Source organism: Bacillus sp. (in: firmicutes), assembly GCF_031983925.1.
Lineage (GTDB): Bacteria > Bacillota > Bacilli > Bacillales > Bacillaceae_G > Bacillus_A > Bacillus_A pacificus.
In genome coordinates, this window is sequence record NZ_DALYZR010000004.1 from 74704 (window position 1) to 98884 (window position 24181).

A 24181-nucleotide genomic window follows, 5' to 3' on the forward strand; every position below is an offset into this window, starting at 1 on the left:
GCACGCTTTTCTTATTTTATCCAAATGGAAGCGTTTGAAAACGAAACTTGCCCAATTTTCATATATTTTTCATAACGTTTTTCGATTAATTCATCTTTCGAAATTCCGTTTAATTGTTCAAAAGTTTTCCCTAGCATTAAATCTATATTTTCTGACTGTTTCAAAATATTACGGTGTGCTCCACCCTTTGTCTCTGGAATAATTTCGTCAATTACACCTAATTCTTTCAAATCCGCTGCTGTAATTCTCATCGCCTCTGCAGCTTCCTTTGCTTTTCCTGCATCTTTCCAAAGAATTGCCGCTGCACCCTCTGGCGTAATAACAGAATAAGTGGAATTTTCTAGCATATGAATATAATCTCCTACTCCAAGACCTAGTGCACCACCACTACCACCTTCGCCGATAACGATACAAATAACAGGCACCGTTAAGCCTGCCATTTCGAATAAATTGCGGGCGATAGCTTCACTTTGACCACGTTCTTCAGCGGCTTTACCAGGATAAGCTCCTTTTGTATCAATAAAACAAATAATTGGACGGTTGAACTTTTCCGCCTGCTTCATTAAACGCAATGCTTTTCGATATCCTTCTGGGTGAGGCATCCCAAAATTACGGCGAATATTTTCTTTCGTATCTTTTCCGCGTTGATGCCCGATTACAGTTACAGGCATCCCTTTATACTTCGCAATGCCGCCGACAATCGCTGCATCATCGCCAAATAGACGATCTCCATGACATTCAAAAAAATCAGTAAATAAGTGCTCAATATAATCGAGCGTTGTCGGTCGTTCTGCATGACGAGCAATTTGAACACGGTCCCACACTTTCATATTGCCGTATATATCTTCCTCTAAATTTTCTAGCTTGTCTTCCAAAATACGAATCTCCTCACTGAAGTCCATCTGGCTGTTTTTCGTATAGTCTTTCAGTTCACGAATCTTATTTCTTAGCTCAACAACTGGTTTCTCAAATTCTAGCTCTGCCATACAGCCATTTCCCCTCCTTGATGAACTTCTAAAATCTTACGAAGCGATTCTCTCATATCATCACGATGTACCACCGCATCTAATTGACCATGTTCTAGTAAGAATTCTGCCGTTTGGAAATCTTCCGGTAGTTTCTCACGCACCGTTTGTTCAATTACACGTCTACCAGCAAATCCGATCAGCGCCCCTGGTTCTGCAAGATTATAATCACCAAGTGAAGCGAAACTCGCTGAAACCCCGCCCGTCGTTGGGTGAGTCATAACAGAAATAAATAATCCTCCTGCATTACTATGCTTTTTCAAAGCTACGCTTGTTTTTGCCATTTGCATTAAACTTAATATCCCTTCTTGCATACGGGCACCACCCGAAGCAGTAAAGATAATAAATGGAACTTGTAAGTCGTACGCCTTTTCAACCGCACGGGCAATTTTTTCTCCTACAACAGAGCCCATGCTCCCCATTCGAAAACGAGAATCCATTACTGCAACAACAACAAGCATGTCATCAATTGTTCCTTCACCAGTTACAACCGCTTCGTTCAATTCAGTCTTTTTACGATCGCTCTCTAGTTTCTCTTCATATCCTGGAAACTCGAGTGGATTTAATGAAACCATTTCTTTGTCATACTCACGGAATGACCCTTCGTCCAATATACTATCAAGACGTTCCCATGCATTCATAGGATGATGATATCCACAATTCACACATACTTTTAAATTTTTTAGAAGCTCTTTCGTATACATGATTTTTTTACATTTCGGACATTTTGTCATAACGCCGTCTGGTACATCTTTTCGTACTTGTTCTGAAGGTATTGCAGCGTACTTTTTCTTTTTCACGAATAAATCTCTTAGCACAATTTGACCCCCTTCGTTGAGAGCTAAGGTTAGCGTAAGAAGAAAATTGGGCTAACACCAAAGTTTGATGTTAGCCTTATCTTCTCAATCTGTCTAATAACCTCACTCTTTACGTTTAACTTTAACCGCTACGCGATAGAATGTTTGTCATAACGTGTCATGGTCATTTCGACAAATTTTATACATTACGAGTGAAACTGTATATTCTCTACTAATTCATCGTAAATTTTTAGTGCATCATTTTCTTGTTTTTCTTCCAAAATAGCGTAAAGCTTTCTATACATATCGATAGAATCTCCTGAAACTTTACAAGAAAGAGTTGATACGTAATCATTTACGATCATCCAAATGCGATATAGTAAATAATTATCGACTTGTTCAATAAGTGTTTTAAAGAACGTTTGGTGAAGCATTGGAACTGAGTTTTCATTTCCTTCAAGCACTTGATGTAATTTACTTAGCACTTTAGAAAACGTTTCTTTCGGTAAATTACATACAATTCGAATCATATCTTTCTCAAGCAATCGTTTTGTTTGTAATAAATCACGAATTGTTTTCTCATCTTGCAGCAAGAACGGAGCAATCAATTGTACAAGACCGTTATCGTAAAAGTTTCGAATAAACGTCCCTTCACCACGTCTCGTTTCAATTAATCCTACAAGTTCTAAAGCACGCAACGCTTCTCTTACAGAGGAACGTCCTACATTTAAACGTGAACTTAACTCACGCTCAGACGGCAAACGATCCCCTGCTACCAATCCATCCTCTTCCATAATGGAACGGATTTTTTTTACAATTTCGAGATATACTTTTGTATTTGATGATGTCAATGGAAATTCCTCGCTTATTCTTTACCAATCAGCGCTAATTGTTTTGTTTTCTCAGCAACTTCATTTGGATCTACTTGACGGCGAGCTACTCCTGTCTCCATTGCAGCTTTTGCAACGTAAGCTGCTACTTGAGGCGCTACACGCGCGTCAAACGGTGCTGGAATGATATAGTCTGCATTTAACTCATCTTCTGCTACAAGCTCAGCAATAGCTTGTACAGCTGCCATCTTCATTTCTTCGTTAATTTGTGTCGCATGTACGTCAAGTGCACCGCGGAAAATACCAGGGAACGCTAGTACATTATTTACTTGGTTTGCGAAGTCAGAACGACCTGTTCCAACAACAGCTGCGCCCGCTGCTTTTGCCAATTCTGGCATAATTTCTGGAACTGGATTCGCCATTGCAAAAATAATTGCATCGTCATTCATTGTACGAACCATCTCTTCTGTTAATGCACCTTCTGCAGATACACCAATGAATACGTCCGCACCTTGTACAACATCAGCTAAAGAACCTTCGATACGATTCTTATTTGTATATTTTGCCACTTCATCCTTCACCGGATTCATACCTGTAGGACGACCTTCATAGATCGCGCCTTTACGGTCACACATAATAATGTCGCGTACGCCATAGCGATATAAAAGTTTAATAATTGCAATACCTGCTGCACCTGCGCCATTTGCGACAACTTTAATGTCAGACATTTTCTTTCCAACTAATTTTAGCGCGTTCACAAGACCTGCTACTGTTACGATAGCTGTTCCGTGTTGATCATCATGGAAGATAGGAATATTTGTTTCTTTTTTCAAACGTTCTTCAATAATGAAGCAGTTTGGTGCTGCGATATCCTCTAAGTTAACGCCGCCAAAAGTTGGCTCCATTAATTTTACAGTTTCAACAATTTTATCTACATCGTTTGTATTTAAGGCAATTGGGAATGCATCTACACCAGCAAAGCTCTTGAATAATACAGCTTTACCTTCCATTACTGGAAGAGATGCTTCAGGTCCGATGTTACCAAGACCAAGTACAGCCGTTCCATCAGTCACAACTGCTACCATATTTCCCTTCATCGTATATTCATATACCTTACTTTTATCGTCATAAATTTCTTTACAAGGTTCTGCAACCCCTGGAGAATATGCAAGACTTAAATCTTTTGCATTTTCTACTTTTACTTTTGATACAGTTTCTAATTTTCCTTGATGCACTTTATGCATGTGAAGTGCTTCTTCACGAAGTGTTGACAAACTATCCACTCTCCTCAAATTATTCTTGCTGATATCAATTTCTCCAAGTGGTCTGACCACGAACACTACTACTATAATAATCGAAGTGTAGGGAAATTGTCCATTATATTTTCACAACCACATTTTCTTCCCCGACAATTTCACGAAGTGCTCCTAAACATTCTTCACTTGGATGAATCGATAAACTTCGAGATAATTGTACCATTTTATGTTCCTTTTCATAATAAATTAGTACTTTCGCAAAACCCGAATAGTCAAACAATATTTTAGTAACCTGATTTAAAAGCTTTTTCTCATATTGAGACGGCAATTTCACGTAAACAGACGCATCTTTTTTTCCCTCATACACATCCATTTCTTCTAACGGATATAGTCCATTTACAATCCATTGCAGCTTATGATTTCTAAGCTCAATCATGCCGTCAACTAAAACAATTGCTCCTTCTTGTAACTTATCTGAGAAATGTATATACGTCTCGGGGAAAAGAACTGCTTCCATTTCATCATTTTGATCACAAAATGTAATAAATGCCATCTTTTGCAACTTTTTCGTACGAATCACTCTCACGCTTGTTATGTACACGATAGCTCTTTGTACTTTTTTCTTATGTCGCATCGCCTGTGCGAGAGTTGGAATTTCTAATTCTTTCGCTAACTTCACATACTGCGCTGTCGGATAGCTTGATAAATAAAAACCTAGTACTTCCTTCTCTTTATTTAACTGTTCAATAAAAGAGAGCTCTTCTCCTTGTACGTATTTTGATTTCGGAACAGCATCTCCTAAATCACGTGCAAGATTGGCATACTCTAACGCCCCTTTAAGACTTTTCCATAAATTCGTTCTCGAAACACCAAAATCGTCAAAACATCCAGACCAGACGAAAGCCTCTAAATTTCGCTCTGTTACAAACTTTGATGGCATGCGCAGACAAAATTCAAATAAATCTTCAAACATTTTTTTCTCTCGTTCTTCGATTAATGCTGTCACTGTAGCCATTCCGATGTTTCGAATGGAAAGTAAGCTGTAACGTATCGCATTTCCTTCTATTTGGAAATTGTAACCACTTCTCTGAAGAGACGGCGGCAAAACATGAAAACCTTTTCGCTTCGTTTCGCGTATATACTGCACAATCTTATCTTCATTTCCAATTGCACTCGATAATAGTGCCGTCATAAATTCCAGCGTATAATTCGCTTTTAAGTAGGCAAGTTGATATCCAATCATACTGTAGGCTACAGCGTGACTTCGGTTAAAACCGTAATTTGCAAATCTTACAATTAAATCATAAATTTTCTCTGCCGATGTCTCGTCATAACCATTTTGTAAACAACCTTGCACAAAATGCTTACGTTCCTGATCTAAAATATCACGATTTTTTTTACTCACTGCACGACGTAATAAATCTGCTTCTCCGAGCGAGAAGCCCGCCAACTTCGACGCAATTTGCATAATTTGTTCTTGATATACAATTACACCGTATGTTCTTTCTAAAATCGGTTTTAAGTCCGGATGTAAATATTCAATTTTTCTTTTTCCGTGCTTTGATTCAATAAAGGTTGGAATTTGCTCCATCGGTCCTGGTCTATATAACGAGTTAACAGCAACAATATCTTCAAATTCATTCGGCTTTAACCCGCGAAGTACATTTCGCATACCACCTGATTCAAGCTGGAATACACCTGTTGTATCCCCTCTACCTAACAATTGGAATGTCTTTTCATCTTGAAGTGGTAAATTTCTTATATCGATTTCTTTTCCTGTTTTTTGCACGATAAACTTTATAATATTTTCAAGTAACGTTAAATTCCGTAATCCTAAAAAGTCCATCTTGAGCAACCCAAGTTCTTCTAATGCATCAGCGGGGTATTGCGTAACATATACATCGTTATGCCCTTCTTGAATTGCAACACTTCCGGTTAATGGCTCTTGGCTCATAATAACGCCAGCTGCATGAATAGACGTATGACGCGGTAAGCCTTCTACACGTTTTGCAATTTCAAACACACGCTCATGCAAAAGGTTTCCTTGTATAAACTCACGGAGTGATTGCGATTCCTCATATGCATCTTTTAACGTTATACCAAGCTTTGATGGGATAAGTTTTGAGAATATGTCGATATCTCGCGGCGGAAGCCCCATTACACGCGCAATATCTCTAATTGCCGCTTTCGCTGCCAGCGTCCCGAACGTTACAATTTGAGCAACACGAAGCTGACCATATTTATCTTTCACATATCGAATCATCTCATCACGTCTTATATCTGGAAAATCGATATCAATATCTGGAAGTGTCACACGTTCGGGGTTTAAAAATCTTTCAAATAATAGATCGTATTCAATTGGATCAATATCTGTAATTTCTAATACGTAAGAAACGAGTGAGCCAGCCGCCGATCCACGACCTGGTCCTGTTAAAATATGATTTTCATGCGCGTACTTCATAAAATCCCAGACAATGAGGAAATAATCACTAAACCCCATGCTAGAAATCACGTTTAATTCATGATTCAAACGCTTTATATGTACTTCTTTCGGCGTACCATAACGTTTCTGCAATCCTTCTTCACAAACGCGGCGTAAATACATATCATTCGTTTCGTTAGATGGAACAGGGAATTTCGGTAATTGATTTACATGAAACGGTATTTCTACTCTGCAACGTTCTGCAATTTCTACTGTGTTATAAATCGCTTCTTCTACGTGAGAAAATAGTGCTTCCATTTCATCTGATGATTTTAAATAATATTGATCTGTTTTCAGCCTCGGTCTATCTGGATCCGTCATTTTCGTTCCACTTTCAACAGATAATAAGCATTCATGAACAAGTGCGTCACTTTGATTGATGTAGCGTACATCATTTGTTGCGACGACTGGAATATTTATCTTACTTATAAATGCAGGTAATTTCTCTTGCAGAAGCAGTTCATCTTGAATCGCATGATGCTGTAAACTCATATAAAAATTGCCGAACATATTTTGATACATACGAGCTACTTCTTCGGCTTGACTCTCTTTGTCTTCTAATAATAATTGTTCGATTTCCCCATCTTTACCTGGTGAAATAGCAATTAATCCTTTCGCATAATGTGCAAGCCATTTCTTAGGAATACCTTCTTTTGACTTCGTCATAATGCTACTAGAGATCTTTAATAAATTTTGATAACCTATTTCATTTTCAGCAAGTAAGACAAGCGGATAAGACTTTTCTTCTTCTTCACTAAAAATAGAAGCTGTTAAGCCGATAATAGGATGTATACCATGTTTCTTACATGCTTTATAAAACGGAATAACGCCATACATAACATTTTCATCCGTAATAGCAAGTGATGAATAACCGAGCTCTTTCGCCCTAACTACAAGTTCATCAATTTTACAAGCACTTTTTAATAAACTAAAAACGGTTTGACATTGTAAATGCACAAACTTCACTGTTGTACCCTCTCTTTACCTATTTGACTACTTTTATTATAGGTGAAGAGGAAAGAGGAAATCAAAACATACTTCTTATACTTTGTCCATATATATGAAGAAGAAAGGGGAATGACGATGGATGTAAGAGAACACACTTTTTTCTCTCTGCTTATTATTAGTTATTTTATTGCCTTTGGGGTTATACTTGGTGGTTCATTAATTGGTGGATTTGGTGCATTTCTTATCGGAAAACCAACTCTCACTTACATTAATCAATTCGCCCAAAATTTAAGAATTTGGGCACTCGTTGCAGCGATTGGCGGAACATTTGATACTTTTTATAGTTTTGAAAGAAGTTTCTTTGGCGGGGATATGAAAGATATCGTAAAACAAATTCTCCTTATTTTTTTCGCAACAGGTGGTATGCAAACTGGTCTTATTATTATTAAATGGCTAACGCAGGAGCATGTATGAGAGTACCAAGTGCCAATACAGCGAAAAGATGGTACTTAGTTTTAGCTGGCGCTGCTGTTGGAGGTGTGTTGAGCTGGTTTATTTTTTTGTACATATACGGTGTTTTTCAAGAAGAACAAGCTAGTAAAATAGCAGAACAAAGAGAAATTATAGAAAAACAAGAAGCAAAGCTCCACGTCCTTCTCGAAGATCAAGAAAAATTGAATACTGAAAATAAACGGCTCTTAACCATTCAAGAGATTAAAATAAAACTTATAAATCGAGAAAAATACGATTTAGACAATCTTACACTCGAAAATATGACTACATCTATCCATAATGACCTCCAGCATCTTTTAACGAAAAACATACAAAGTATCGCAAAAAATAAAGACCTACTCAAAAAAGTAATCGAAAACAAGACGTACAAACATTACGATCGGCTATACCGTTTTAAAGTCGATACAATATCTTTTGATACCGTGCTTGAAATTAGCATTACGATAGAGAAAGAAAAATAAAGAAGGAGGGCTTTAGCGCCACTCCTTCTTTTCGTTCTAACATATAATTTCTTATTTACAAATCTCACGTAAATCAGCAAATAGACGATCCGCTTCTTCCCAAGAAGATGCTTTTGCACCAGAAGCCATCGGATGTCCTCCACCGTTATATTGCATTGCTAATTTATTTATAACTGGTCCTTTGGAACGAAGGCGAACACGAATCACATCGTCTTCCTCTAAAAATAGAACCCATGCCTTTAATCCATCAATATTACCAAGTGCTCCAACAACGCCAGATGCCTCAGAAGGAAGTACATCAAACTTTTCTAATACTTCTTTCGTTAATTTAATGTAAGCTGCTCCTTCTTCTACCATCGTAAAGTTTTGTAAAATATAACCGTTTAAACGAGCGATTTTTTCTTTTGTTTTATACATTTCATTGTATAAATCTGTGAATTTCACATCCATATCAACAAGCTCACTTACGTAACGAAGTGTTTTCGCTGTTGTATTCGGGAATAAGAAACGACCTGTATCCCCAACAATACCCGCTAAAATAAGACGAGCTGCTTCTTTCGTTATTTGTAATCCTTTATCTTTTCCATAATTATAAAACTCATAAATCATTTCGCTTGTAGAACTTGCTGTCGTATCTACCCACGTAATATCTCCGTATGGATCTTCATTTGGATGATGATCAATTTTGATTAACATCTTCCCTTTTGTATAGCGTTGATCGTCAACACGTTCTTGGTTTGCTGTATCACAAACGATAACAAGCGCATTTTCGTATACACTATCTTCAATCTCATCCATTACTCGTAAATATGCTAATGACGGTTCATTGTACCCAACCGTATAAATATTTTTCTCTGGAAACGATTCTTGTAGAATTGTACTAAGACCGCCTTGTGAACCTAACGCATCTGGATCCGGACGCACATGACGATGAATAATAATTGTATCAAACTCTTTAATTGCTCCTAAAATTTGCTCATGCATATGTATAATCTCCTTTTTATTCAACTTCTTCACTTCAACGTGCAGTAAAAGCCCAATAAATGTAGGCTAATCATTAGCGCGCGGAAACATCCCCACACTAATGAAAGTCTCACTTTATTCTCCATTATAACGGAAAGTATTTCATACATGCGAACAATTGCTTTATAATAAAAGTTAGAAAGTTTAGATATTTCTTTTTTCTCCACTATTATTTTTCATAAAACGATGGGAGTGTGCATGATGCCAGTATTAGTCTTCTGTATTATCGTCTCATTTATGTTGTATCTCTTCTACAAAACAAAATACTTTCGTACAAACCGCCCAATGGAGAAAGGTTGGCTCTCAGGAAAATCCGCAATGGCACTCGGTTCATTCGTCTTATTCTTCGGGATAAACCAATTCTTTTTAGAACTTTCAACCGCTCGTATTATCGTTGGTGTTTTATTTGTTCTATTTGGTAGTGCAAGTGTATTTAATGGATTTCGCCAATATAAACATTTCTTACCATTAGCAGTTGAAGAAGCCGAAGTCTATGAAACAACGTAAAAAAGCATCAACATTGTGATGCTTTTTTACGTCCTCTAACTTTTAAAATCATATATGCAACAAACGCAGAAGGGATATTGAATGGGTTGCCTTGCACATGAAGGTGTAATTGTTCTTCCCCAAAAGACATTTTTTCATATAGCTCTCGCTGAGATAATCCTGTTTTTTTCTTTTTTTCATGTAAACCTTGTAAGTATAAATATTGAATTGGTATCATCACAACGAAGTAAAATAGTGCGATACTACCAAAAAAGAGTACTGTTGATGACATAATGCATACCACCTTCCAGAAATCCATTTTCTTACAATATAATTATACCATAGTCTAAAATTTAAATGAATTAATATTCTGTTTTTTTATCAGACAATTGTCTCACCGCATAATTCCTCTTCCGCATACTGAATATATCGACGAATGAAATGATCAGGATTCTTTTTAATAGGTTCAATATCAAGTCTTAATGGTATTTTCCCTGCCATATAAAAGATTCTTGAAGCAGCTCCAAGTCGAATGGCTGATTCTGAAATATTTTCCCCATATCCCATCATAAAATTCCCCCATGCATCTTCTAACTGTCCCGAAGCAATTAAATGCAATCTTGGAACACCAATATCAAACTCTTTATACCCAAATCCACATTCATCAAAATCGAGTAAATACCAATCCTCTTTGTCTACAAGAATATTTCCAAAATGCATATCTCCGTGAACAAATTGTTTTTCTCTCAATTGAATTGAGTTTGTGAGTTCTTGTATTCTTTCTGCAATTCTCAAGCATTTATTTTTATCCTCATAAGATAAAAAAGAAGTATTTAATAAACATTGTAAAGGCTCATGAATCATCTTTTTTTCGCTATATATAGGTCTTTCATAACCTCTCCAAGTTTGCGGCACACTTTTAAGCACTCCATTTGTTTTTTCATGAAACATTCGCATGAATGATCCAAGCTTTTCATAATCTTTATCCTTTGGTTCTATAATTTCATTTCCATTTATAAACCTAAAGACAACAAAATACTGAATACTTCCCTCATCTTTCATAACAGGTGTGACCCAGTCACCATCTTTATTTACAACTACTTCTGGTACTAACATTTGTTTTTGTATTGCTATTAACCAATGTATTTCAGCTTCTATTTGCTCGGCTGTATAACGCCCTTCCCTATACTGCCTAACTACAAATTTATTTTTGTCCGATTCGAACATATATGTTTGATTTTCTCCCCCATGCAATAATGAAACTTTCGTAAAACTATTTAAATTATATTGCTTACATAACCATTTTCCAGTGTGAAAATCCATTCCTATCCCCCTAGTTCGTATAGTGAAGCATAGTAATAATTAGTAGCGTAAACTTTCTTATCGAGTAATCACCAATTTTCTATCCGCACCGATACATATCCTGCTATTTTTTTACTTCTCTACCCGAGCCCTTACGTAGCTTAAATAATAAATTCAAAACAAAATAAAACAAAATAAAGTTAAAGAAAAAGCCTAAGGGATGAAACGAAATTTCCCATCCGCCATAATAAACAAATGTTTCAGCTGGTACACCAAAGTAAAGAAAATCGCCCTTATTTTCTCCAGCTGTAGAGATAAAGGAACAAACAATAGCGAAAATCAAACTTACTACATACAATTTCTTTTTCTTTGTATCCATTCTTCTATGTGTTAACACATGAAAAGTTATTGCAAATACTACCCCTAAAAAGAGAATTATTACTCCCATTCGACACCCCCACAATTATTGTTCAAGCACCTTCAAGTGATTGCATGCCCATACTTATAAATATGAAACAGAACTTGGTAGATTCAGTTGCTAACTAAATTTAAAAACTCCCTATTGTAGCGTTCTAAAAAAAATGGAACAAACCAAAGCGGCTTGCTCCATCTTTTTATTTATCAATTAACTGCACCATAAGTAACGCTTTTCCAACAACATTACCTTCATGATGTACTTCTACATCAACCTTACCAAATTTACGTCCAATTTCTAATACTTTCGGATGAACGGATACAACATTGTCAATTTGAACTGGTTTTACGAAATAGATTGTTAAATTCTCAACAATTAAATCACTCTTCTTTTGCGCACGAATAACGCGATTCGTTGCTTCCGTCACAATCGTTGCGAATACACCGTAAGATAGCGTTCCGATTGAATTCGTCATTTGCGGTGTCACTGAAAATTGATATAAGTGTTCATTTTTCGCTTCTTTCGGCGTCATAAATTGATTCGTTACAATATCATCGATTGTTTCGCCGACTTGCGGTTGACGCTGAATCATTTGCAACGCCTGAAGTACATCTTGACGGCTAATAATACCTTGCAACTTATTTCCTTCATCAACAACAGGAAGTAACTCAATACCTTCCCATACCATCATACGCGCCGCAGCTGCGACAGACATTTTTCCATTTACCGTAATCGGATGCTTTGTCATCACTTTATCAATTGGTGTTTCTTTCGCTACACCGATCATATCTTTTGAAGTTACAATACCTAATACCTTTTTATTTTCATCAACAATCGGATATCTTCCGTGCATCGTCTCTTCGTTATACGCATGCCATTGCTGCACTGTATCATCTGGCTTTAAATATAACGTTTCTTCAATTGGCGTTAAAATATCTTCAACGAGTACAATTTCTTTCTTAATAAGCTGATCGTAAATCGCACGGTTAATTAATGTTGCAACTGTAAATGTATCGTAACTACTTGAAATAATCGGCAGTTTTAATTCATCTGCTAATTTCTTCACATGATCTTCCGTATCAAATCCGCCCGTAATTAACACCGCAGCTCCAGTTTCTAACGCTAGTTGATGTGCGTTCGTACGATTACCGACAATAAGTAAGTTTCCAGCTTCTGTATAGCGCATCATCGCTTCTAATTTCATTGCTCCGATTACGAATTTATTTAACGTTTTATGTAGTCCTTCTCTGCCTCCAAGTACTTGACCATCGACAATGTTAACGACTTCTGCATATGTCAGCTTTTCAATATTTTCTTTCTTCTTTTGTTCAATTCGAATTGTTCCGACACGTTCAATCGTACTAACATACCCTTTATTTTCTGCATCTTTAATTGCACGATAAGCTGTACCTTCACTTACACTCAAATCTTTTGCAATTTGCCTTACAGAAATTTTATGCCCTACTGGCAGGCTATTAATATGTTCTAAAATTTGGTTATGCTTGGTAGCCAAATGGTTTCACCATACTTTCTTTTCCCTAAATTCTTCATGTGTTGTATTTTCAGTATACTATATTTTCAAAACTGTTACACTCTCTCTTTATATATCTGTACTATTTTTTTTATAACAAAATACGCCTTACATTACACCACCGCTTCCATTACAACAATGTAATGGTATTGTCATCTCGTTCGATAGTTTGTCCAGCCGCTTCCATATACAATGAAGACAAGAAATAAAACAAAGGAGCGGATACATGATGAAAAAATTATTAGAAGTTGTAGGTGCTGTATTTTTAGCTTTCGTAGACGGGAAAAAAGTTGCAATGGAATTGAATGAAACACCTGAACAGCCACTTCCAAAAAGAAAAGAATCATCAAAACAAGTACAACCTTTACAAGCTGTTCTACACACGTAAAAAACCCTTCACTTGTCTTTTCAAATGAAGGGTTTCTTTTCTATAGTGTAATACTTTCTCCAGCTTCTAATACTTTCCCTGTACAATTTTGTAGCTTTTCTACAAATTGATATGGATCTTGTTCAATTACTGGGAACGTATTGTAATGCATCGGTACAACAGTTTTCGCCTGAACCCATTTTGCTGCTAAAACAGCATCTTCTGGTCCCATTGTGAAATTATCACCAATTGGTAAAAATGCTACATCAATGTTATTTAATTCCCCAATTAATTTCATATCAGAGAATAGAGCGGTATCCCCTGCATGGTACAAAGTCTTCTCTTCTGCTGTAAATAAAATACCCGCTGGCATACCTGTATATGTAATCGTCTTATTTTCTTCATCAATATAACTAGAGCCGTGGAATGCTTGTGTAAACTTCACTTTTCCGAAGTCAAATTCATGTGAACCACCAATATGCATCGGATGTGTTTTTACACCTTGCCAACTTAAAAATGTCGCTAGTTCAAATGGTGCCACTACAACTGCATTATTTTTCTTCGCAAGCTCTACTGTATCTCCAACATGATCACCATGTCCATGCGATAAAAGAATCGCATCTACTTTTACATCTTCAGCCTTTAAATCTGTTTTCGGATTTCCTGTTAAAAACGGATCAATTAAAATTACTTTTCCATTCGTTTCAATCTTTACAACTGAATGCCCATGATAAGATACTTTCATTATTACATTCCTCCCCTTATTACATTCTCACTTTTTATTCTACATGATTTTTCAATTCCCTGTCTTTTCTAACATCGATTTACTTGTCATAACGCTTTCTTCCGAGTTAAAGTTATATTTGTAATTAAATATCTCGGGGGTGCCAATCGATGAATGCTAGATTAGAAAATTTAATGCAATGGCTAAAAGAAAAAAACGTTGAAGCTGCGTTCTTAACTTCTACACCGAACGTCTTCTACATGACAAACATCCACTGTGAACCACACGAAAGACTTCTTGGTATGTTTGTATTCCAAGAGAAAGAACCTATTTTAATTTGCCCTAAAATGGAAGAAGGCCAAGCACGTAACGCTGGCTGGGCACATGAAATTATCGGTTTTACTGATACTGACAGACCATGGGATATGATTGCAAAAGCAATTAAAGACCGCGGTATCAATGCAAATGCAGTTGCAATTGAAAAAGAACATTTAAACGTAGAGCGCTACGAAGAATTAACAAAACTATTCCCAAATGCAGCTTTCACGTCAGCTGAGGAAAAAGTTCGTGAACTTCGTTTAATTAAAGACGAAAAAGAACTTTCTATTTTACGCGAAGCAGCTAAAATGGCAGACTATGCTGTTGAAGTTGGTGTAAATGCAATTAAAGAAGATCGTAGCGAACTAGAAGTATTAGCAATTATTGAACACGAATTAAAAACAGAAGGCATACATAAAATGTCATTTGATACGATGGTATTAGCAGGTGCAAACTCTGCCCTTCCACACGGTATTCCAGGTGCAAACAAAATGAAACGCGGCGATTTCGTACTATTTGATTTAGGCGTAATCATTGATGGTTATTGCTCTGACATTACACGTACAGTAGCATTCGGTGACATTTCTGAAGAACAAACTCGCATTTATAACACTGTACTTGCTGGACAACTACAAGCAGTTGAAGCATGTAAACCAGGTGTTACACTTGGCGCAATCGACAACGCTGCTCGTTCTGTTATCGCAGATGCAGGTTACGGCGACTTCTTCCCGCACCGCCTTGGTCACGGACTTGGAATTAGCGTGCACGAATACCCAGATGTAAAAGCTGGTAACGAATCTCCATTAAAAGAAGGTATGGTCTTCACAATCGAGCCAGGTATTTACGTACCAAACGTAGGTGGCGTTCGTATTGAAGATGATATTTACATCACAAAAGACGGATCAGAAATTTTAACGAAATTCCCGAAAGAATTACAATTTGTAAAATAACAAAAAGGCAGCTTGAGTGCTGCCTTTTTCTATTTCCGCTTTAAAACCATCTTCTCCTCATACTTATCATCCCATTTAATCACAATCTCTATCGGTTCATCTTTAGATAGAGGCGCGCAACTTACACAAGAAGACTTCATTTCAATCCTTGCTCCTTTATGAACTTCTGACGTTTGTGTCATTGTACGAAACGTTTCACTAATAGAAATCTCCAAATTTTTGAATTCTGTATTCCCATCCCCGCCCTTATACTGAAACGTAAACATTCCATCTTCACTGTCATCCTTAATATATCCTTTATATTGCCCCGTCCAACTTTTGCTCTCGCTTGAAAAAGTAACATACCAAATCGAACAACTCCCTAAAAAGAAAATACTAATGAAAAAGAATAATGCTCTCTTCATAATGCCCCCTCCATTCAAAAGCACTTATTTATTGTCTATTCCTTCCTCTTATTATACTATTAAAATACAGAATTTTCTAAAATAGGAGGTTTATATGTTACAACAACAGTTAGAAGAACTTCGTAATAATAATTACATCATAGATAACACACTTCATATTGATTCTTTAAGTTCCAGCATGCTTGAGCATATCGGTGTTACTGATAGCTATTTAAGAGACAAACTTATTTACTCTACTTTTTATCATCTCATCAAGAAGGACTACCTTTCACACACACAATTACAAAAACTATTATTAGAAAGCATCGGTGAAAAATTTTTATTGTATAAGATTTATTCAAATGACGAAGATGCTGTATTTACCCGTTCATTTACAACATTATTAATCGCGCTCATTATTGATGCCGATACAAATCATAATTTCTTATCACAGAATGATATTTTAAATGTAAAAGATCAATTAATTCTATATATGAACAATGAACATGATTTCCGGGGATATGTGCAAGACCACGGCTGGGCACATAGTATCGCTCATGCTTCCGATACATTTGAAGCGCTTGTTCGTAGTCCTAAATTGGAAACTTTATATTACGAGGAAATATTACAAACTTTATTAAACAAAGTTTGTGTCCATTCCATCTATTACAAATATGAAGAAGATGAACGTATTGTTTATCCAATTGTCGCAATGCTGCAAAATGGCTTAAAAGAAGAAGTACTCCTATTAGCCCTTCATGAATTAGTAGCTCAATTACCCGCAAAAAAACAAACATTACATATTGAATCGTACGAGTTTCTATATGGGAACATAAAATCTTTCTTACGCAGCTTATTTTTCAGCCTGCGCAAGCTTTCTATATGTGAAGAAACTGAACGTGAAGTTGAAAAATTGCTACAAGAGCTTCCAAAATATTATTAAAAAAAGAAGGCCACTTAGAAAGTGCCTTCTTCTATTTCACTAATATTTAATTGAAATTTCACGATCCAAACTGAGAAAAGGTGGACAAGAAGCGCAAACGCCATACATGCTCCGCTTAAAAAAGTTAGTATAGGATGCGAATACACGTGCCCTAATCCATAAGATATTGCCACGAAAAACATTGTTATGTAAATATAAATTGCTCCATGTATTTGCCTCATATAAACCTCCTTTTCACATAGTATACCATAAATTTTCTGATTATTCACATTAATAGACTGTAATTAATATTTCTCAACTGTTACACCTCTAACAGCAGCCTTAATATATGGTGCTCCTTGTAAACTTTGTAAATCCTCTGTTTTTCCTGTTACGACTACACCATATATTGGTAGGTCTTTTGGTTTGGTGTTTTTTATTTCTTTATAGTTTGTCCTAAAAGATTCGTGATATCCCCTTTTATTTTCACTTAAAGATATCTAAATACAGCTTTCTAAATGTTTATTATAATAAAAAGCACATCTATTTTGATGTGCTCTACGCATATACTTTAGTAACATATGAATCATTTTTTGAAACAAAAACTCCCACTCATCTCTCCTCACACTATAGTTATGACTTAGTCGCCATAATAATTGAACGAGGATAAAACCCCAGCTTTTCATAAAACGATACAGCTTCATTTCCGTACACTACTGTTAATTCAATTTCATCTATCTTCTTCGCTTTAAACCATTCCACTGCACTATTCATTAATTTCAAACCAAATCCGTTTCTTCGGTATTTTTCATCAACGAATAAAACTTCAATCTTCCCACTTGCTCTTTTACTATACGCTATACAAAATCCTAATATATCATCTGTTTCCGACTCAACTAATAATTCAATTCTATATTCTCCGTACTTTGAATTTTGTTTATAATTTTCAATACGTTCCTCAAATGTCATTCTTGGATAATCACCAGAAAAATATTTTGATTTATTGTTATGATATTCATGCAATTTATTTAAAGGTTCTCTTACTATTTCTATTTCATCGAGAGTGATATATTTATTATTAATTCTCATCCTACAGCATCTCCAATAATATATATTCCAACCAAAAAGATGACCATGTTACGGTTACAAAATACCAATCTATTATTTCATCGCATCCTTCACAACATCTTGAATCATAACGACTTCTGTTTTCATATCAACAGACGGGACTTCCTCATCGATACATTCATACCAAAATTCCAAATGCTTTTTATCAATTTCATGATGAGAATTTTCGACAAGAACCCCGCCTTCTCCTTGCACAGAATACCAATATAAGTACTCTTCTCCATCTCTTATTTCCCGGAAAATTGTCTCAACGTACATCTTTTCGTCGTTTAATGTCAAAAGTACTTCTTTCATATTGTCATTCAGAAGCTGCATCCATTCATCTACACGATGACTTTTACCAGGCTTCACTTTAAATCTCGTTAATTCCACATTCATTTTTATTCCCCCGTTTTCTTCCGTACAAATAATCTATATTCTATTGGATTATGAAAACTTAATTTGCTAGCTAATTTTCGCGAAGAAATATTGTCTACATAACAATCCCAGCACGGTGTAATATCATTTTGCATGCAATGTTCAATGAACCGTGTTGCAACAGCTTGGGCTAATCCTTTCCCTTGATATGCTTTATGCGTCACAATATCAATTTCAGCGAATCCATTCCCACTAAATATTGAAACACATTCCGCTACAATCATTCCCTCTTGTTCTATACAAAATCCAAAACCACCGTTTAAAAACGTTTCTTTTGATCCCCAATATTCTTTGTAATACTCCTCTGTAAATTCACTGCTTCGTTCTATATCTCTTCTATCAATACGCTTCACTTCATATGTATTTTTGTTACAATCTCGTTTTCTCCCTTCAAAGGTTACGCTTTGAAATTTCATTCGCGGAATGTTCCGAAGTACATGACTAAAACGCTCTTCTATCATCATTTCCCACTCGTCACTCGAAGTAAACAATGTAAATCTCTTCTCTGTTTTTTCAATAGACGTTTTTATATACGAAAATAAATCTTCGTTATAATTTTGATCATCCGTATGACCAAATACATAATAAATGCCATTCGCTGTACGAATTAGTCCTGCTGTTAACTTCTCGTTTACAAAAACCTCACCATCTATCATTTGATCACATACCGCATAAGCAAACGTCGTCGTTTTTGTATGACTTTCTAAAATCGGAAGGATTTTTCTATACTCGGCTACAGATAATTTTTTCATAATTGCTCCACTTTAATCGTATCCGCCTCTATATTTTCAAAACAAAGATTTACCGTTCTCTTTAATGCTCTCGTTCTATGAATCGTACATGCCGGAATTAAAATAGAATCATTTGGCTTTAATACCGCTGTTTCTCCATCTTCAAAATCGATAAGTAATTCTCCCTCTAACACAATAAATAATTCATCCGAATTAGAATGATAGTGCCAATCGTATTCACCAGTAAATACAGCGATTCGTAAGCAATGACTATTCACATTTGAAACGACGAAGTTTTTATGTTGATCTTGAATGTCTTTTGTTAATTCTAATAAATTCACAGTCTCCATATTTCATCCCACCCTTTCATTAATCGTTCTTCTGAAAAAACTAATTTAATCTCCACCACCTCCGCAATCTCCTCCGCCATCACTTGAGCTACTACAATCACTGCTACTGTAGTCACCGAATCCACTTGATGAACTTGAGGCGTATGAAGATTTTTTGCTCATTTTTCTTTGCTTATCTTTCTTACTTTCATGACTAGGCCATACTTTATTAAATAATATAAAGAATAAGATTCCTTCTACCATAACAAGTGTAACGCCAAAAATACCTTCAATAAAATTAGGGGTGATCCCCAAACTTTTAACCATTCCGCATAAAAACACACAAAAAATTACGTACAAGAACATACAAATATACCGAAATGTTTTCTCTATCATAATGACTATTTTTTTGGAAAGAGGTATGTTCTGTTCCTGTTTTTTCTTTATATACTTTTGTCTTTTAGCTTGCTTTTTCTTCCTCTTTTTGCTCCCCATTGAATCCCTTCTTTTTGTTATATAATTCTAAATTATCATAATAAAAATCGATTTACACCAATAAATAACAATTATTCACATTTTATTTCTCCATAAAAAAAGACCCTCCTCATAAAGGAAGGTCTCGAATGTATTTCTATTATGATAAAGCAGGAGCTTTTTCAAGAAGCTCTTTCGCATCAGCATATTGTAAGCCGTGAGCTTCTGCAACTGCTTCGAATGTTACATATCCATCTAATGTGTTAATACCTTTTAATAAGGCAGTGTTGCCTAGGCAAGCATCTTTGTAGCCTTTGTTCGCAATTTGTACTGCATATGGTACTGTTACGTTTGTTAATGCAAGAGTTGATGTACGTGGAACCGCACCTGGCATGTTTGCAACTGCATAATGAACAACGCCGTGTTTTTCGTAAGTTGGGTTATCATGAGTTGTAATACGGTCAGTTGTTTCGAAAATACCACCTTGGTCAATCGCGATATCTACAACAACAGAACCAGGTTCCATTGATTTAATCATTTCTTCTGTTACAAGTTTTGGCGCTTTTGCACCTGGGATTAATACTGCACCGATTACAAGATCAGACTCTTTTACAGCTTCTGCAATATTGTACGGATTAGACATTAAAGTTTTTACTTGGTTTCCGAAAATGTCATCTAATTGACGAAGACGTTCTGCACTTAAGTCGATGATTGTTACATCTGCACCTAAACCTACTGCAATCTTCGCTGCGTTTGTACCAGCTTGACCACCGCCGATAATTGTTACTTTGCCGCGTTTTACCCCTGGAACGCCTGCCAGTAAAATACCTTTACCACCTTTGTTTTTTTCAAGGAATTGTGCACCAATTTGTGCAGACATACGACCAGCTACTTCACTCATAGGTGCAAGTAATGGCAGTGAACGATTGTCTAATTGTACTGTTTCGTATGCAATTGATACAACTTTGTTATCAATTAATGCTTTCGTTAATTCTGGTTCTGGAGCTAAGTGTAAGTATGTGAATAAAATTAAACCTTCACGGAAATAGCCGTATTCACTTGCAACTGGCTCTTTTACCTTCATAACCATATCTTGATTCCATGCTTCTTCAGCAGTTTCAACAAGTTTTGCACCAGCTTGTACGTATTCTTCATCCGTAAAGCCAGATCCTAAACCTGCTCCTTTTTGAACAAAAACTTCATGACCATTTTGTACTAAATGTACTGCTCCCGCTGGCGTCATTGCCACGCGATTTTCATTGTTTTTAATTTCTGTTGGAATACCGATACGCATGATTAGTTCCCCCTTGAGTTATGAAATGACCCCTGAATCATTTTTTAAAGCGCTTTCTACGCTCTTATATTTTAACATAATATCTCAATATTTGACAAAAAATAATACAAGTTTTCCGATAGATTTAATCTTACATGAAAGGACAGTATTATCCGCACCTCTTTGCATACAGGATAAACTGTCCAATCATTCGAAACTTCACTTTATTTTTCTCTATCGATGTCTATGAATAACATCTACTGCACCAGTCACTTCAATAATTGTACCGGTAATCATATCGGAATCGTCCTCACATAAAAACGAAATCGTTCTTGCGATATCTTCGCCTGTTCCAGATCTACCAATTGGTGTGTTACGTTCTTTCAACTGACGTGCTTCTTGAATTGTCGCTTCTTTCATATCACCAATAATATCACCAGGACATACCATATTTGCAGTAATTCCATATTCTGCTTCTTCGTAAGCAACTGTTTTCGTTAATGAAACAAGTCCTACTTTCGCTGCGGCAAAAGCTGAACGATAAATCCATCCCGGTGCGCTATCTGCCCCTTGGAATCCGTAATTAATAATACGGCCAAAGTTCTGTTTTCTCATAACTGGAACGACAAGTTTCAACAAATGAAATACCGCTGTTAAATTACCCTGAATCATTTCATTCCATTCATCTTCTTCATAATCGACTAACTTTTTTCGTTCAAATACATATGGACCAGCATTATTAATTAAGAAATCAATTTTGCCAAAACGGCTTATCGCTTCTTCTACTATTTTATGTAAATCTTCCTTTTTCGTGACATCCGCTTGCACGAATTGTAGACGCTCTTCCATATTTTTATATGTTTCTTTCATCTTTTCCATAGCCGTGATATCGCTATGATATGTTACTGTTACTGAATAGCCTTTAGCCAATAATTTTTCTGTTACTTGCTTTCCTAAACCTTTCGTACCGGCTGTAATGAGCGCGTGTCTCACAAAACGGCCCCCTTTTAAATTGCTATAGTTCATATGTAACAAGTTCTCGCACCAATTACAACTAAAATGAATCAAAACAGAGTTTTCGAAATTCTGTAACGTTTCCGACAAGCACATTACCAAAATTTGTTTTATAATAAAGTTGTAAACGGTAATAAAAATGATTGGGAGGAATTTACTATGAATAATACATATACAAATATTTTAATCGCGGTGGATGGTTCTAAAGAAGCAGAAAAAGCCTTTAAAAAAGCAATTCAAGTCGCAAAACGCAACAATGCAACATTAACTATTGCTCATATCGTTGATGTAAAAGCATACTCAGCAGTAGAAGCTTATAGCCGTGCAATTGCTGAACGTGCAAATCTATTTGCAGAAGACTTATTAGAAGACTACAAAAAAACTGCGCTTGAAGCTGGCCTTGAAAAAATTGAAACTGTATTAGAATTTGGTAATCCTAAATCAAAAATTTCAAAAGAAATTGCTCCAAATCATAAAGTAGATTTAATTATGTGTGGTGCAACTGGTTTAAATGCTGTTGAGCGTTTCCTAATTGGTAGCGTCTCTGAACATATTATTCGCTATGCGAAATGCGATGTCCTTGTTGTTCGTGGTGATGAGGAGCAAGGTGAGCTTTAATTTATAAATAAAACACCAAGTCCAGATGGGCTTGGTGTTTTTCATTTCACATATTTTACTAGAAATACAAGACAAGCTATAACAACAACGGTAATTGCCAACACATAAGGCGGAAGAAACTTCAAAGACCACAATGCCATCATAATCGTAGCTACTGTTAAATAAGATTGCCTTGCATCTTCTGTCATTTTTTTACGAAGGCAGAATACATACAAATAACCAATTGGCGGCGTAATAAAGCAAAGAACATATATGATTTTAGATTTCAAATACCATTTTTGTTCCCCTAGTTTCTTTATATCTTCTTCTATTCTCTTATGCTCTTGTTCTCTCGCTTCTTCTACAAGCGGATCTTCCTCTTCTCTTCGCTTTTCTTTCATATAAGGAAGAAAGTGCATGAAAAAATAGTATGCAAATACGAACGCTCCAAATTCAATATTTAATCTTTCTAATGGGATATTCTCACTAAAAAAAGCAGCAGCAATCGCTAAAGAAAAACAATACGTCGTCATCCAAAATGAACGTTTTCTCTTTTTTCGTTCTATCTCTTTTTTATCATGTACATGTTTTCTTTTCGAAAGCCATATCGAAATACAGCAATCTACTACAAATAGAATAAAGATAAATATCCCAACGTGTACTGTCTCTACATCCTCAAATGAAAAGATATTTGGGAATGCACTGTGTAATACAATTAATGTGTACAAAATTAAACCTATAAAATAAATACGTCTCATTTTCCATCCCTTTCTTATTTCCTAACATTAGGTTAACATACATTTTTTAGAAATAGACGGACAAAATATATATGTTTAAAAAAGGAGGATGCTATATGGATGATTCTGAACGTATTATTTTAGATGTGAATGGAAAAGAAATCGAAATGTTAGATACGATTCGTACTCATTTTAAAGAGAAACATGGTGTGGAACTAAGTAACGGTGCATTGCTTAGAGATTTGATGGATATTGAGTATATTCGAATTACGGAAGATCGGCATAAGTATGATTAAAAGAAAAACGACTGCAGGCGAATGCCATCAGTCGTTTTTCTTTCTTTATTTAAGCTCTTGATGCTTCCCCCCATACCACCTGGCTCATTGCTATCTTGGTGTACGGCTACTTTATTGGTTTTCGCATCTTTCGAAACTCTATATGTATATGCTTCGTTTGGTTCATCTTTAAACTGTACATTCATACCGTAAGAACCGATTTTACTATAAAATGCCGGTTTTATGTACGAAATATCACTTTCTTTATATCCTTTTTCTTGCAAGTGCCACATCGTTGCAAGAATCGCTTCCTCTCGCTTTACTTGTTCACCAACAAAGATATATTTGTCTAAGAGAAACACTTTAACATTTGCACTTAAGCTAATTAACAGTAAAACGATAAATATTATTTTTTTCATAGACTTCCCCTAAATTGTTATTTTTTACTATATCATAACTTAAATACTAGTAAA

General features: G+C 35.8%; 29 protein-coding genes and 2 pseudogenes. 8 read left to right on the plus strand and 23 right to left on the minus strand.

Features of this window, described 5'->3' with window-relative positions; translation table 11 throughout:
• Nucleotides 1–11: 11 nt before the first annotated feature.
• The 5 genes from accA to dnaE form a co-directional block, all read right to left on the minus strand.
• Nucleotides 12–986: an acetyl-CoA carboxylase carboxyl transferase subunit alpha gene (gene accA, locus RTP99_RS15235; protein WP_000818797.1), complete on the minus strand. Its 975-nt coding sequence runs from the start codon at nt 984–986 to the stop codon at nt 12–14.
• Nucleotides 974–1843 carry an acetyl-CoA carboxylase, carboxyltransferase subunit beta gene (gene accD / locus RTP99_RS15240; RefSeq protein ID WP_000942865.1) on the minus strand — a complete coding sequence of 290 codons (870 nt, stop codon included), beginning with the start codon at nt 1841–1843 and terminating at the stop codon, nt 974–976. Before accD ends, accA begins: the two co-directional genes overlap by 13 nt.
• A 185-nt stretch (nt 1844–2028) precedes the next feature.
• Complete coding sequence (locus RTP99_RS15245; RefSeq protein ID WP_000204442.1) at nt 2029–2673, minus strand: FadR/GntR family transcriptional regulator; 645 nt, start codon at nt 2671–2673, stop codon at nt 2029–2031.
• A gap of 14 nt (nt 2674–2687) precedes the next feature.
• On the minus strand, nt 2688–3896 hold the full coding sequence (gene ystJ / locus RTP99_RS15250; protein ID WP_011199012.1) for an NADP-dependent malic enzyme: 1209 nt from the start codon (nt 3894–3896) through the stop codon (nt 2688–2690).
• 133 nt (nt 3897–4029) lie between these two features.
• Nucleotides 4030–7356, minus strand: coding sequence for a DNA polymerase III subunit alpha (gene dnaE / locus RTP99_RS15255; protein ID WP_000673748.1), 3327 nt, complete (start codon nt 7354–7356; stop codon nt 4030–4032).
• A 42-nt stretch (nt 7357–7398) separates the two neighbouring features.
• Between dnaE and RTP99_RS15260 the strand changes: the two genes are divergently transcribed.
• On the plus strand, nt 7399–7812 hold the full coding sequence (locus tag RTP99_RS15260; RefSeq protein WP_001998397.1) for a YtrH family sporulation protein: 414 nt from the start codon (nt 7399–7401) through the stop codon (nt 7810–7812).
• Nucleotides 7809–8312, plus strand: a complete 504-nt coding sequence (ytrI, locus tag RTP99_RS15265) for a sporulation membrane protein YtrI (protein ID WP_001265736.1) — start codon at nt 7809–7811, stop codon at nt 8310–8312. Before RTP99_RS15260 ends, ytrI begins: the two co-directional genes overlap by 4 nt.
• Nucleotides 8313–8363: 51 nt before the next feature.
• On the opposite strand, the gene RTP99_RS15270 is transcribed toward ytrI, so the two are convergent.
• A complete protein-coding gene (locus RTP99_RS15270; RefSeq protein ID WP_000545151.1) occupies nt 8364–9296 on the minus strand; it encodes a DHH family phosphoesterase in 933 nt (310 codons plus the stop codon).
• A 240-nt stretch (nt 9297–9536) separates the two neighbouring features.
• Here RTP99_RS15270 and RTP99_RS15275 point away from each other — a divergent pair, with 240 nt between their 5' ends.
• On the plus strand, nt 9537–9842 hold the full coding sequence (locus RTP99_RS15275) for a YtpI family protein (RefSeq protein ID WP_001144773.1): 306 nt from the start codon (nt 9537–9539) through the stop codon (nt 9840–9842).
• Between the two features lie 7 nt (nt 9843–9849).
• On the opposite strand, the gene RTP99_RS15280 is transcribed toward RTP99_RS15275, so the two are convergent.
• The 4 genes from RTP99_RS15280 to RTP99_RS15295 all read right to left on the minus strand — a co-directional run bounded on the left by RTP99_RS15280 (nt 9850) and on the right by RTP99_RS15295 (nt 13051).
• Nucleotides 9850–10113 (minus strand): DUF3949 domain-containing protein, encoded by a 264-nt coding sequence (locus RTP99_RS15280; protein WP_000099741.1) that lies wholly within the window; start codon nt 10111–10113, stop codon nt 9850–9852.
• An 89-nt stretch (nt 10114–10202) separates the two neighbouring features.
• Nucleotides 10203–11144, minus strand: coding sequence for a phosphotransferase enzyme family protein (locus RTP99_RS15285; protein ID WP_000345526.1), 942 nt, complete (start codon nt 11142–11144; stop codon nt 10203–10205).
• 103 nt (nt 11145–11247) lie between these two features.
• On the minus strand, nt 11248–11571 hold the full coding sequence (locus RTP99_RS15290) for a hypothetical protein (RefSeq protein WP_000538209.1): 324 nt from the start codon (nt 11569–11571) through the stop codon (nt 11248–11250).
• Between the two features lie 166 nt (nt 11572–11737).
• On the minus strand, nt 11738–13051 hold the full coding sequence (locus tag RTP99_RS15295; protein ID WP_000201583.1) for a CBS domain-containing protein: 1314 nt from the start codon (nt 13049–13051) through the stop codon (nt 11738–11740).
• A gap of 244 nt (nt 13052–13295) precedes the next feature.
• On the opposite strand from RTP99_RS15295, the gene RTP99_RS15300 reads away from it, so the two are divergent.
• Nucleotides 13296–13457, plus strand: coding sequence for a hypothetical protein (locus RTP99_RS15300; protein ID WP_000976302.1), 162 nt, complete (start codon nt 13296–13298; stop codon nt 13455–13457).
• Nucleotides 13458–13497: 40 nt separating this feature from the next.
• On the opposite strand, the gene RTP99_RS15305 is transcribed toward RTP99_RS15300, so the two are convergent.
• Nucleotides 13498–14181 carry a metal-dependent hydrolase gene (locus tag RTP99_RS15305; RefSeq protein WP_000868938.1) on the minus strand — a complete coding sequence of 228 codons (684 nt, stop codon included), beginning with the start codon at nt 14179–14181 and terminating at the stop codon, nt 13498–13500.
• Nucleotides 14182–14330: 149 nt separating this feature from the next.
• Between RTP99_RS15305 and pepQ the strand changes: the two genes are divergently transcribed.
• A complete protein-coding gene (gene pepQ, locus RTP99_RS15310) occupies nt 14331–15428 on the plus strand; it encodes a Xaa-Pro dipeptidase (protein WP_000994055.1) in 1098 nt (365 codons plus the stop codon).
• A gap of 29 nt (nt 15429–15457) precedes the next feature.
• On the opposite strand, the gene RTP99_RS15315 is transcribed toward pepQ, so the two are convergent.
• Nucleotides 15458–15832 (minus strand): hypothetical protein, encoded by a 375-nt coding sequence (locus tag RTP99_RS15315; protein WP_000816732.1) that lies wholly within the window; start codon nt 15830–15832, stop codon nt 15458–15460.
• A gap of 94 nt (nt 15833–15926) precedes the next feature.
• Between RTP99_RS15315 and RTP99_RS15320 the strand changes: the two genes are divergently transcribed.
• Nucleotides 15927–16754, plus strand: coding sequence for a DUF2785 domain-containing protein (locus RTP99_RS15320; protein WP_000941488.1), 828 nt, complete (start codon nt 15927–15929; stop codon nt 16752–16754).
• Nucleotides 16755–16768: 14 nt separating this feature from the next.
• Here RTP99_RS15320 and RTP99_RS15325 read toward each other — a convergent pair whose 3' ends face one another.
• From RTP99_RS15325 to RTP99_RS15365, 9 genes and pseudogenes are all read right to left on the minus strand, one after another.
• Nucleotides 16769–16975: a hypothetical protein gene (locus RTP99_RS15325; RefSeq protein WP_001248905.1), complete on the minus strand. Its 207-nt coding sequence runs from the start codon at nt 16973–16975 to the stop codon at nt 16769–16771.
• 63 nt (nt 16976–17038) lie between these two features.
• A pseudogene (locus RTP99_RS15330) lies at nt 17039–17230 on the minus strand (anti sigma factor C-terminal domain-containing protein); the annotation flags it as partial.
• 136 nt (nt 17231–17366) lie between these two features.
• Entirely contained in the window at nt 17367–17822 is a 456-nt protein-coding gene (locus tag RTP99_RS15335; RefSeq protein WP_001222303.1) for a GNAT family N-acetyltransferase, read from the minus strand.
• Between the two features lie 72 nt (nt 17823–17894).
• Nucleotides 17895–18239, minus strand: coding sequence for a DUF6176 family protein (locus RTP99_RS15340; protein WP_001100210.1), 345 nt, complete (start codon nt 18237–18239; stop codon nt 17895–17897).
• Between the two features lie 2 nt (nt 18240–18241).
• Entirely contained in the window at nt 18242–19030 is a 789-nt protein-coding gene (locus tag RTP99_RS15345; protein ID WP_000736737.1) for a GNAT family N-acetyltransferase, read from the minus strand.
• Nucleotides 19027–19359 carry a cupin domain-containing protein gene (locus RTP99_RS15350; RefSeq protein ID WP_000450952.1) on the minus strand — a complete coding sequence of 111 codons (333 nt, stop codon included), beginning with the start codon at nt 19357–19359 and terminating at the stop codon, nt 19027–19029. Before RTP99_RS15350 ends, RTP99_RS15345 begins: the two co-directional genes overlap by 4 nt.
• 45 nt (nt 19360–19404) lie before the next feature.
• Nucleotides 19405–19833 (minus strand): hypothetical protein, encoded by a 429-nt coding sequence (locus tag RTP99_RS15355; RefSeq protein WP_000534937.1) that lies wholly within the window; start codon nt 19831–19833, stop codon nt 19405–19407.
• Between the two features lie 139 nt (nt 19834–19972).
• The gene (ald, locus tag RTP99_RS15360) at nt 19973–21106 is read right to left on the minus strand and encodes an alanine dehydrogenase (RefSeq protein WP_048532549.1); all 1134 of its coding nucleotides are present in this window, start codon (nt 21104–21106) and stop codon (nt 19973–19975) included.
• Between the two features lie 213 nt (nt 21107–21319).
• Nucleotides 21320–22111, minus strand: coding sequence for an SDR family oxidoreductase (locus RTP99_RS15365; protein ID WP_016718658.1), 792 nt, complete (start codon nt 22109–22111; stop codon nt 21320–21322).
• Nucleotides 22112–22258: 147 nt separating this feature from the next.
• Here RTP99_RS15365 and RTP99_RS15370 point away from each other — a divergent pair, with 147 nt between their 5' ends.
• Nucleotides 22259–22717 carry a universal stress protein gene (locus tag RTP99_RS15370; protein WP_001066673.1) on the plus strand — a complete coding sequence of 153 codons (459 nt, stop codon included), beginning with the start codon at nt 22259–22261 and terminating at the stop codon, nt 22715–22717.
• Nucleotides 22718–22758: 41 nt separating this feature from the next.
• Here the strand turns inward: RTP99_RS15370 and RTP99_RS15375 are convergent, their stop codons facing one another.
• On the minus strand, nt 22759–23454 hold the full coding sequence (locus tag RTP99_RS15375; protein WP_001252885.1) for a hypothetical protein: 696 nt from the start codon (nt 23452–23454) through the stop codon (nt 22759–22761).
• 95 nt (nt 23455–23549) lie between these two features.
• Here RTP99_RS15375 and RTP99_RS15380 point away from each other — a divergent pair, with 95 nt between their 5' ends.
• Nucleotides 23550–23729, plus strand: coding sequence for a hypothetical protein (locus tag RTP99_RS15380; protein WP_000342760.1), 180 nt, complete (start codon nt 23550–23552; stop codon nt 23727–23729).
• Nucleotides 23730–23774: 45 nt separating this feature from the next.
• Here RTP99_RS15380 and RTP99_RS15385 read toward each other — a convergent pair.
• Nucleotides 23775–24127: pseudogene (locus RTP99_RS15385) on the minus strand (DUF3139 domain-containing protein).
• Nucleotides 24128–24181 lie beyond the last annotated feature (54 nt).

Bases quoted from the DNA above. Each gene is read 5' to 3' on its own strand.
- accA (WP_000818797.1), bottom strand. From the start codon at position 986: ATGGCAGAGCTAGAATTTGAGAAACCAGTTGTTGAGCTAAGAAATAAG.
- ystJ (WP_011199012.1), bottom strand. From the start codon at position 3,896: ATGCATAAAGTGCATCAAGGAAAATTAGAAACTGTATCAAAAGTAAAA.
- ytrI (WP_001265736.1), top strand. From the start codon at position 7,809: ATGAGAGTACCAAGTGCCAATACAGCGAAAAGATGGTACTTAGTTTTA.
- RTP99_RS15270 (WP_000545151.1), bottom strand. From the start codon at position 9,296: ATGCATGAGCAAATTTTAGGAGCAATTAAAGAGTTTGATACAATTATT.
- RTP99_RS15275 (WP_001144773.1), top strand. From the start codon at position 9,537: ATGCCAGTATTAGTCTTCTGTATTATCGTCTCATTTATGTTGTATCTC.
- RTP99_RS15280 (WP_000099741.1), bottom strand. From the start codon at position 10,113: ATGTCATCAACAGTACTCTTTTTTGGTAGTATCGCACTATTTTACTTC.
- RTP99_RS15285 (WP_000345526.1), bottom strand. From the start codon at position 11,144: ATGGATTTTCACACTGGAAAATGGTTATGTAAGCAATATAATTTAAAT.
- RTP99_RS15290 (WP_000538209.1), bottom strand. From the start codon at position 11,571: ATGGGAGTAATAATTCTCTTTTTAGGGGTAGTATTTGCAATAACTTTT.
- RTP99_RS15300 (WP_000976302.1), top strand. From the start codon at position 13,296: ATGATGAAAAAATTATTAGAAGTTGTAGGTGCTGTATTTTTAGCTTTC.
- RTP99_RS15305 (WP_000868938.1), bottom strand. From the start codon at position 14,181: ATGAAAGTATCTTATCATGGGCATTCAGTTGTAAAGATTGAAACGAAT.
- pepQ (WP_000994055.1), top strand. From the start codon at position 14,331: ATGAATGCTAGATTAGAAAATTTAATGCAATGGCTAAAAGAAAAAAAC.
- RTP99_RS15315 (WP_000816732.1), bottom strand. From the start codon at position 15,832: ATGAAGAGAGCATTATTCTTTTTCATTAGTATTTTCTTTTTAGGGAGT.
- RTP99_RS15320 (WP_000941488.1), top strand. From the start codon at position 15,927: ATGTTACAACAACAGTTAGAAGAACTTCGTAATAATAATTACATCATA.
- RTP99_RS15325 (WP_001248905.1), bottom strand. From the start codon at position 16,975: ATGAGGCAAATACATGGAGCAATTTATATTTACATAACAATGTTTTTC.
- RTP99_RS15335 (WP_001222303.1), bottom strand. From the start codon at position 17,822: ATGAGAATTAATAATAAATATATCACTCTCGATGAAATAGAAATAGTA.
- RTP99_RS15340 (WP_001100210.1), bottom strand. From the start codon at position 18,239: ATGAATGTGGAATTAACGAGATTTAAAGTGAAGCCTGGTAAAAGTCAT.
- RTP99_RS15345 (WP_000736737.1), bottom strand. From the start codon at position 19,030: ATGAAAAAATTATCTGTAGCCGAGTATAGAAAAATCCTTCCGATTTTA.
- RTP99_RS15350 (WP_000450952.1), bottom strand. From the start codon at position 19,359: ATGGAGACTGTGAATTTATTAGAATTAACAAAAGACATTCAAGATCAA.
- RTP99_RS15355 (WP_000534937.1), bottom strand. From the start codon at position 19,833: ATGGGGAGCAAAAAGAGGAAGAAAAAGCAAGCTAAAAGACAAAAGTAT.
- ald (WP_048532549.1), bottom strand. From the start codon at position 21,106: ATGCGTATCGGTATTCCAACAGAAATTAAAAACAATGAAAATCGCGTG.
- RTP99_RS15365 (WP_016718658.1), bottom strand. From the start codon at position 22,111: ATGAACTATAGCAATTTAAAAGGGGGCCGTTTTGTGAGACACGCGCTC.
- RTP99_RS15370 (WP_001066673.1), top strand. From the start codon at position 22,259: ATGAATAATACATATACAAATATTTTAATCGCGGTGGATGGTTCTAAA.
- RTP99_RS15375 (WP_001252885.1), bottom strand. From the start codon at position 23,454: ATGAGACGTATTTATTTTATAGGTTTAATTTTGTACACATTAATTGTA.
- RTP99_RS15380 (WP_000342760.1), top strand. From the start codon at position 23,550: ATGGATGATTCTGAACGTATTATTTTAGATGTGAATGGAAAAGAAATC.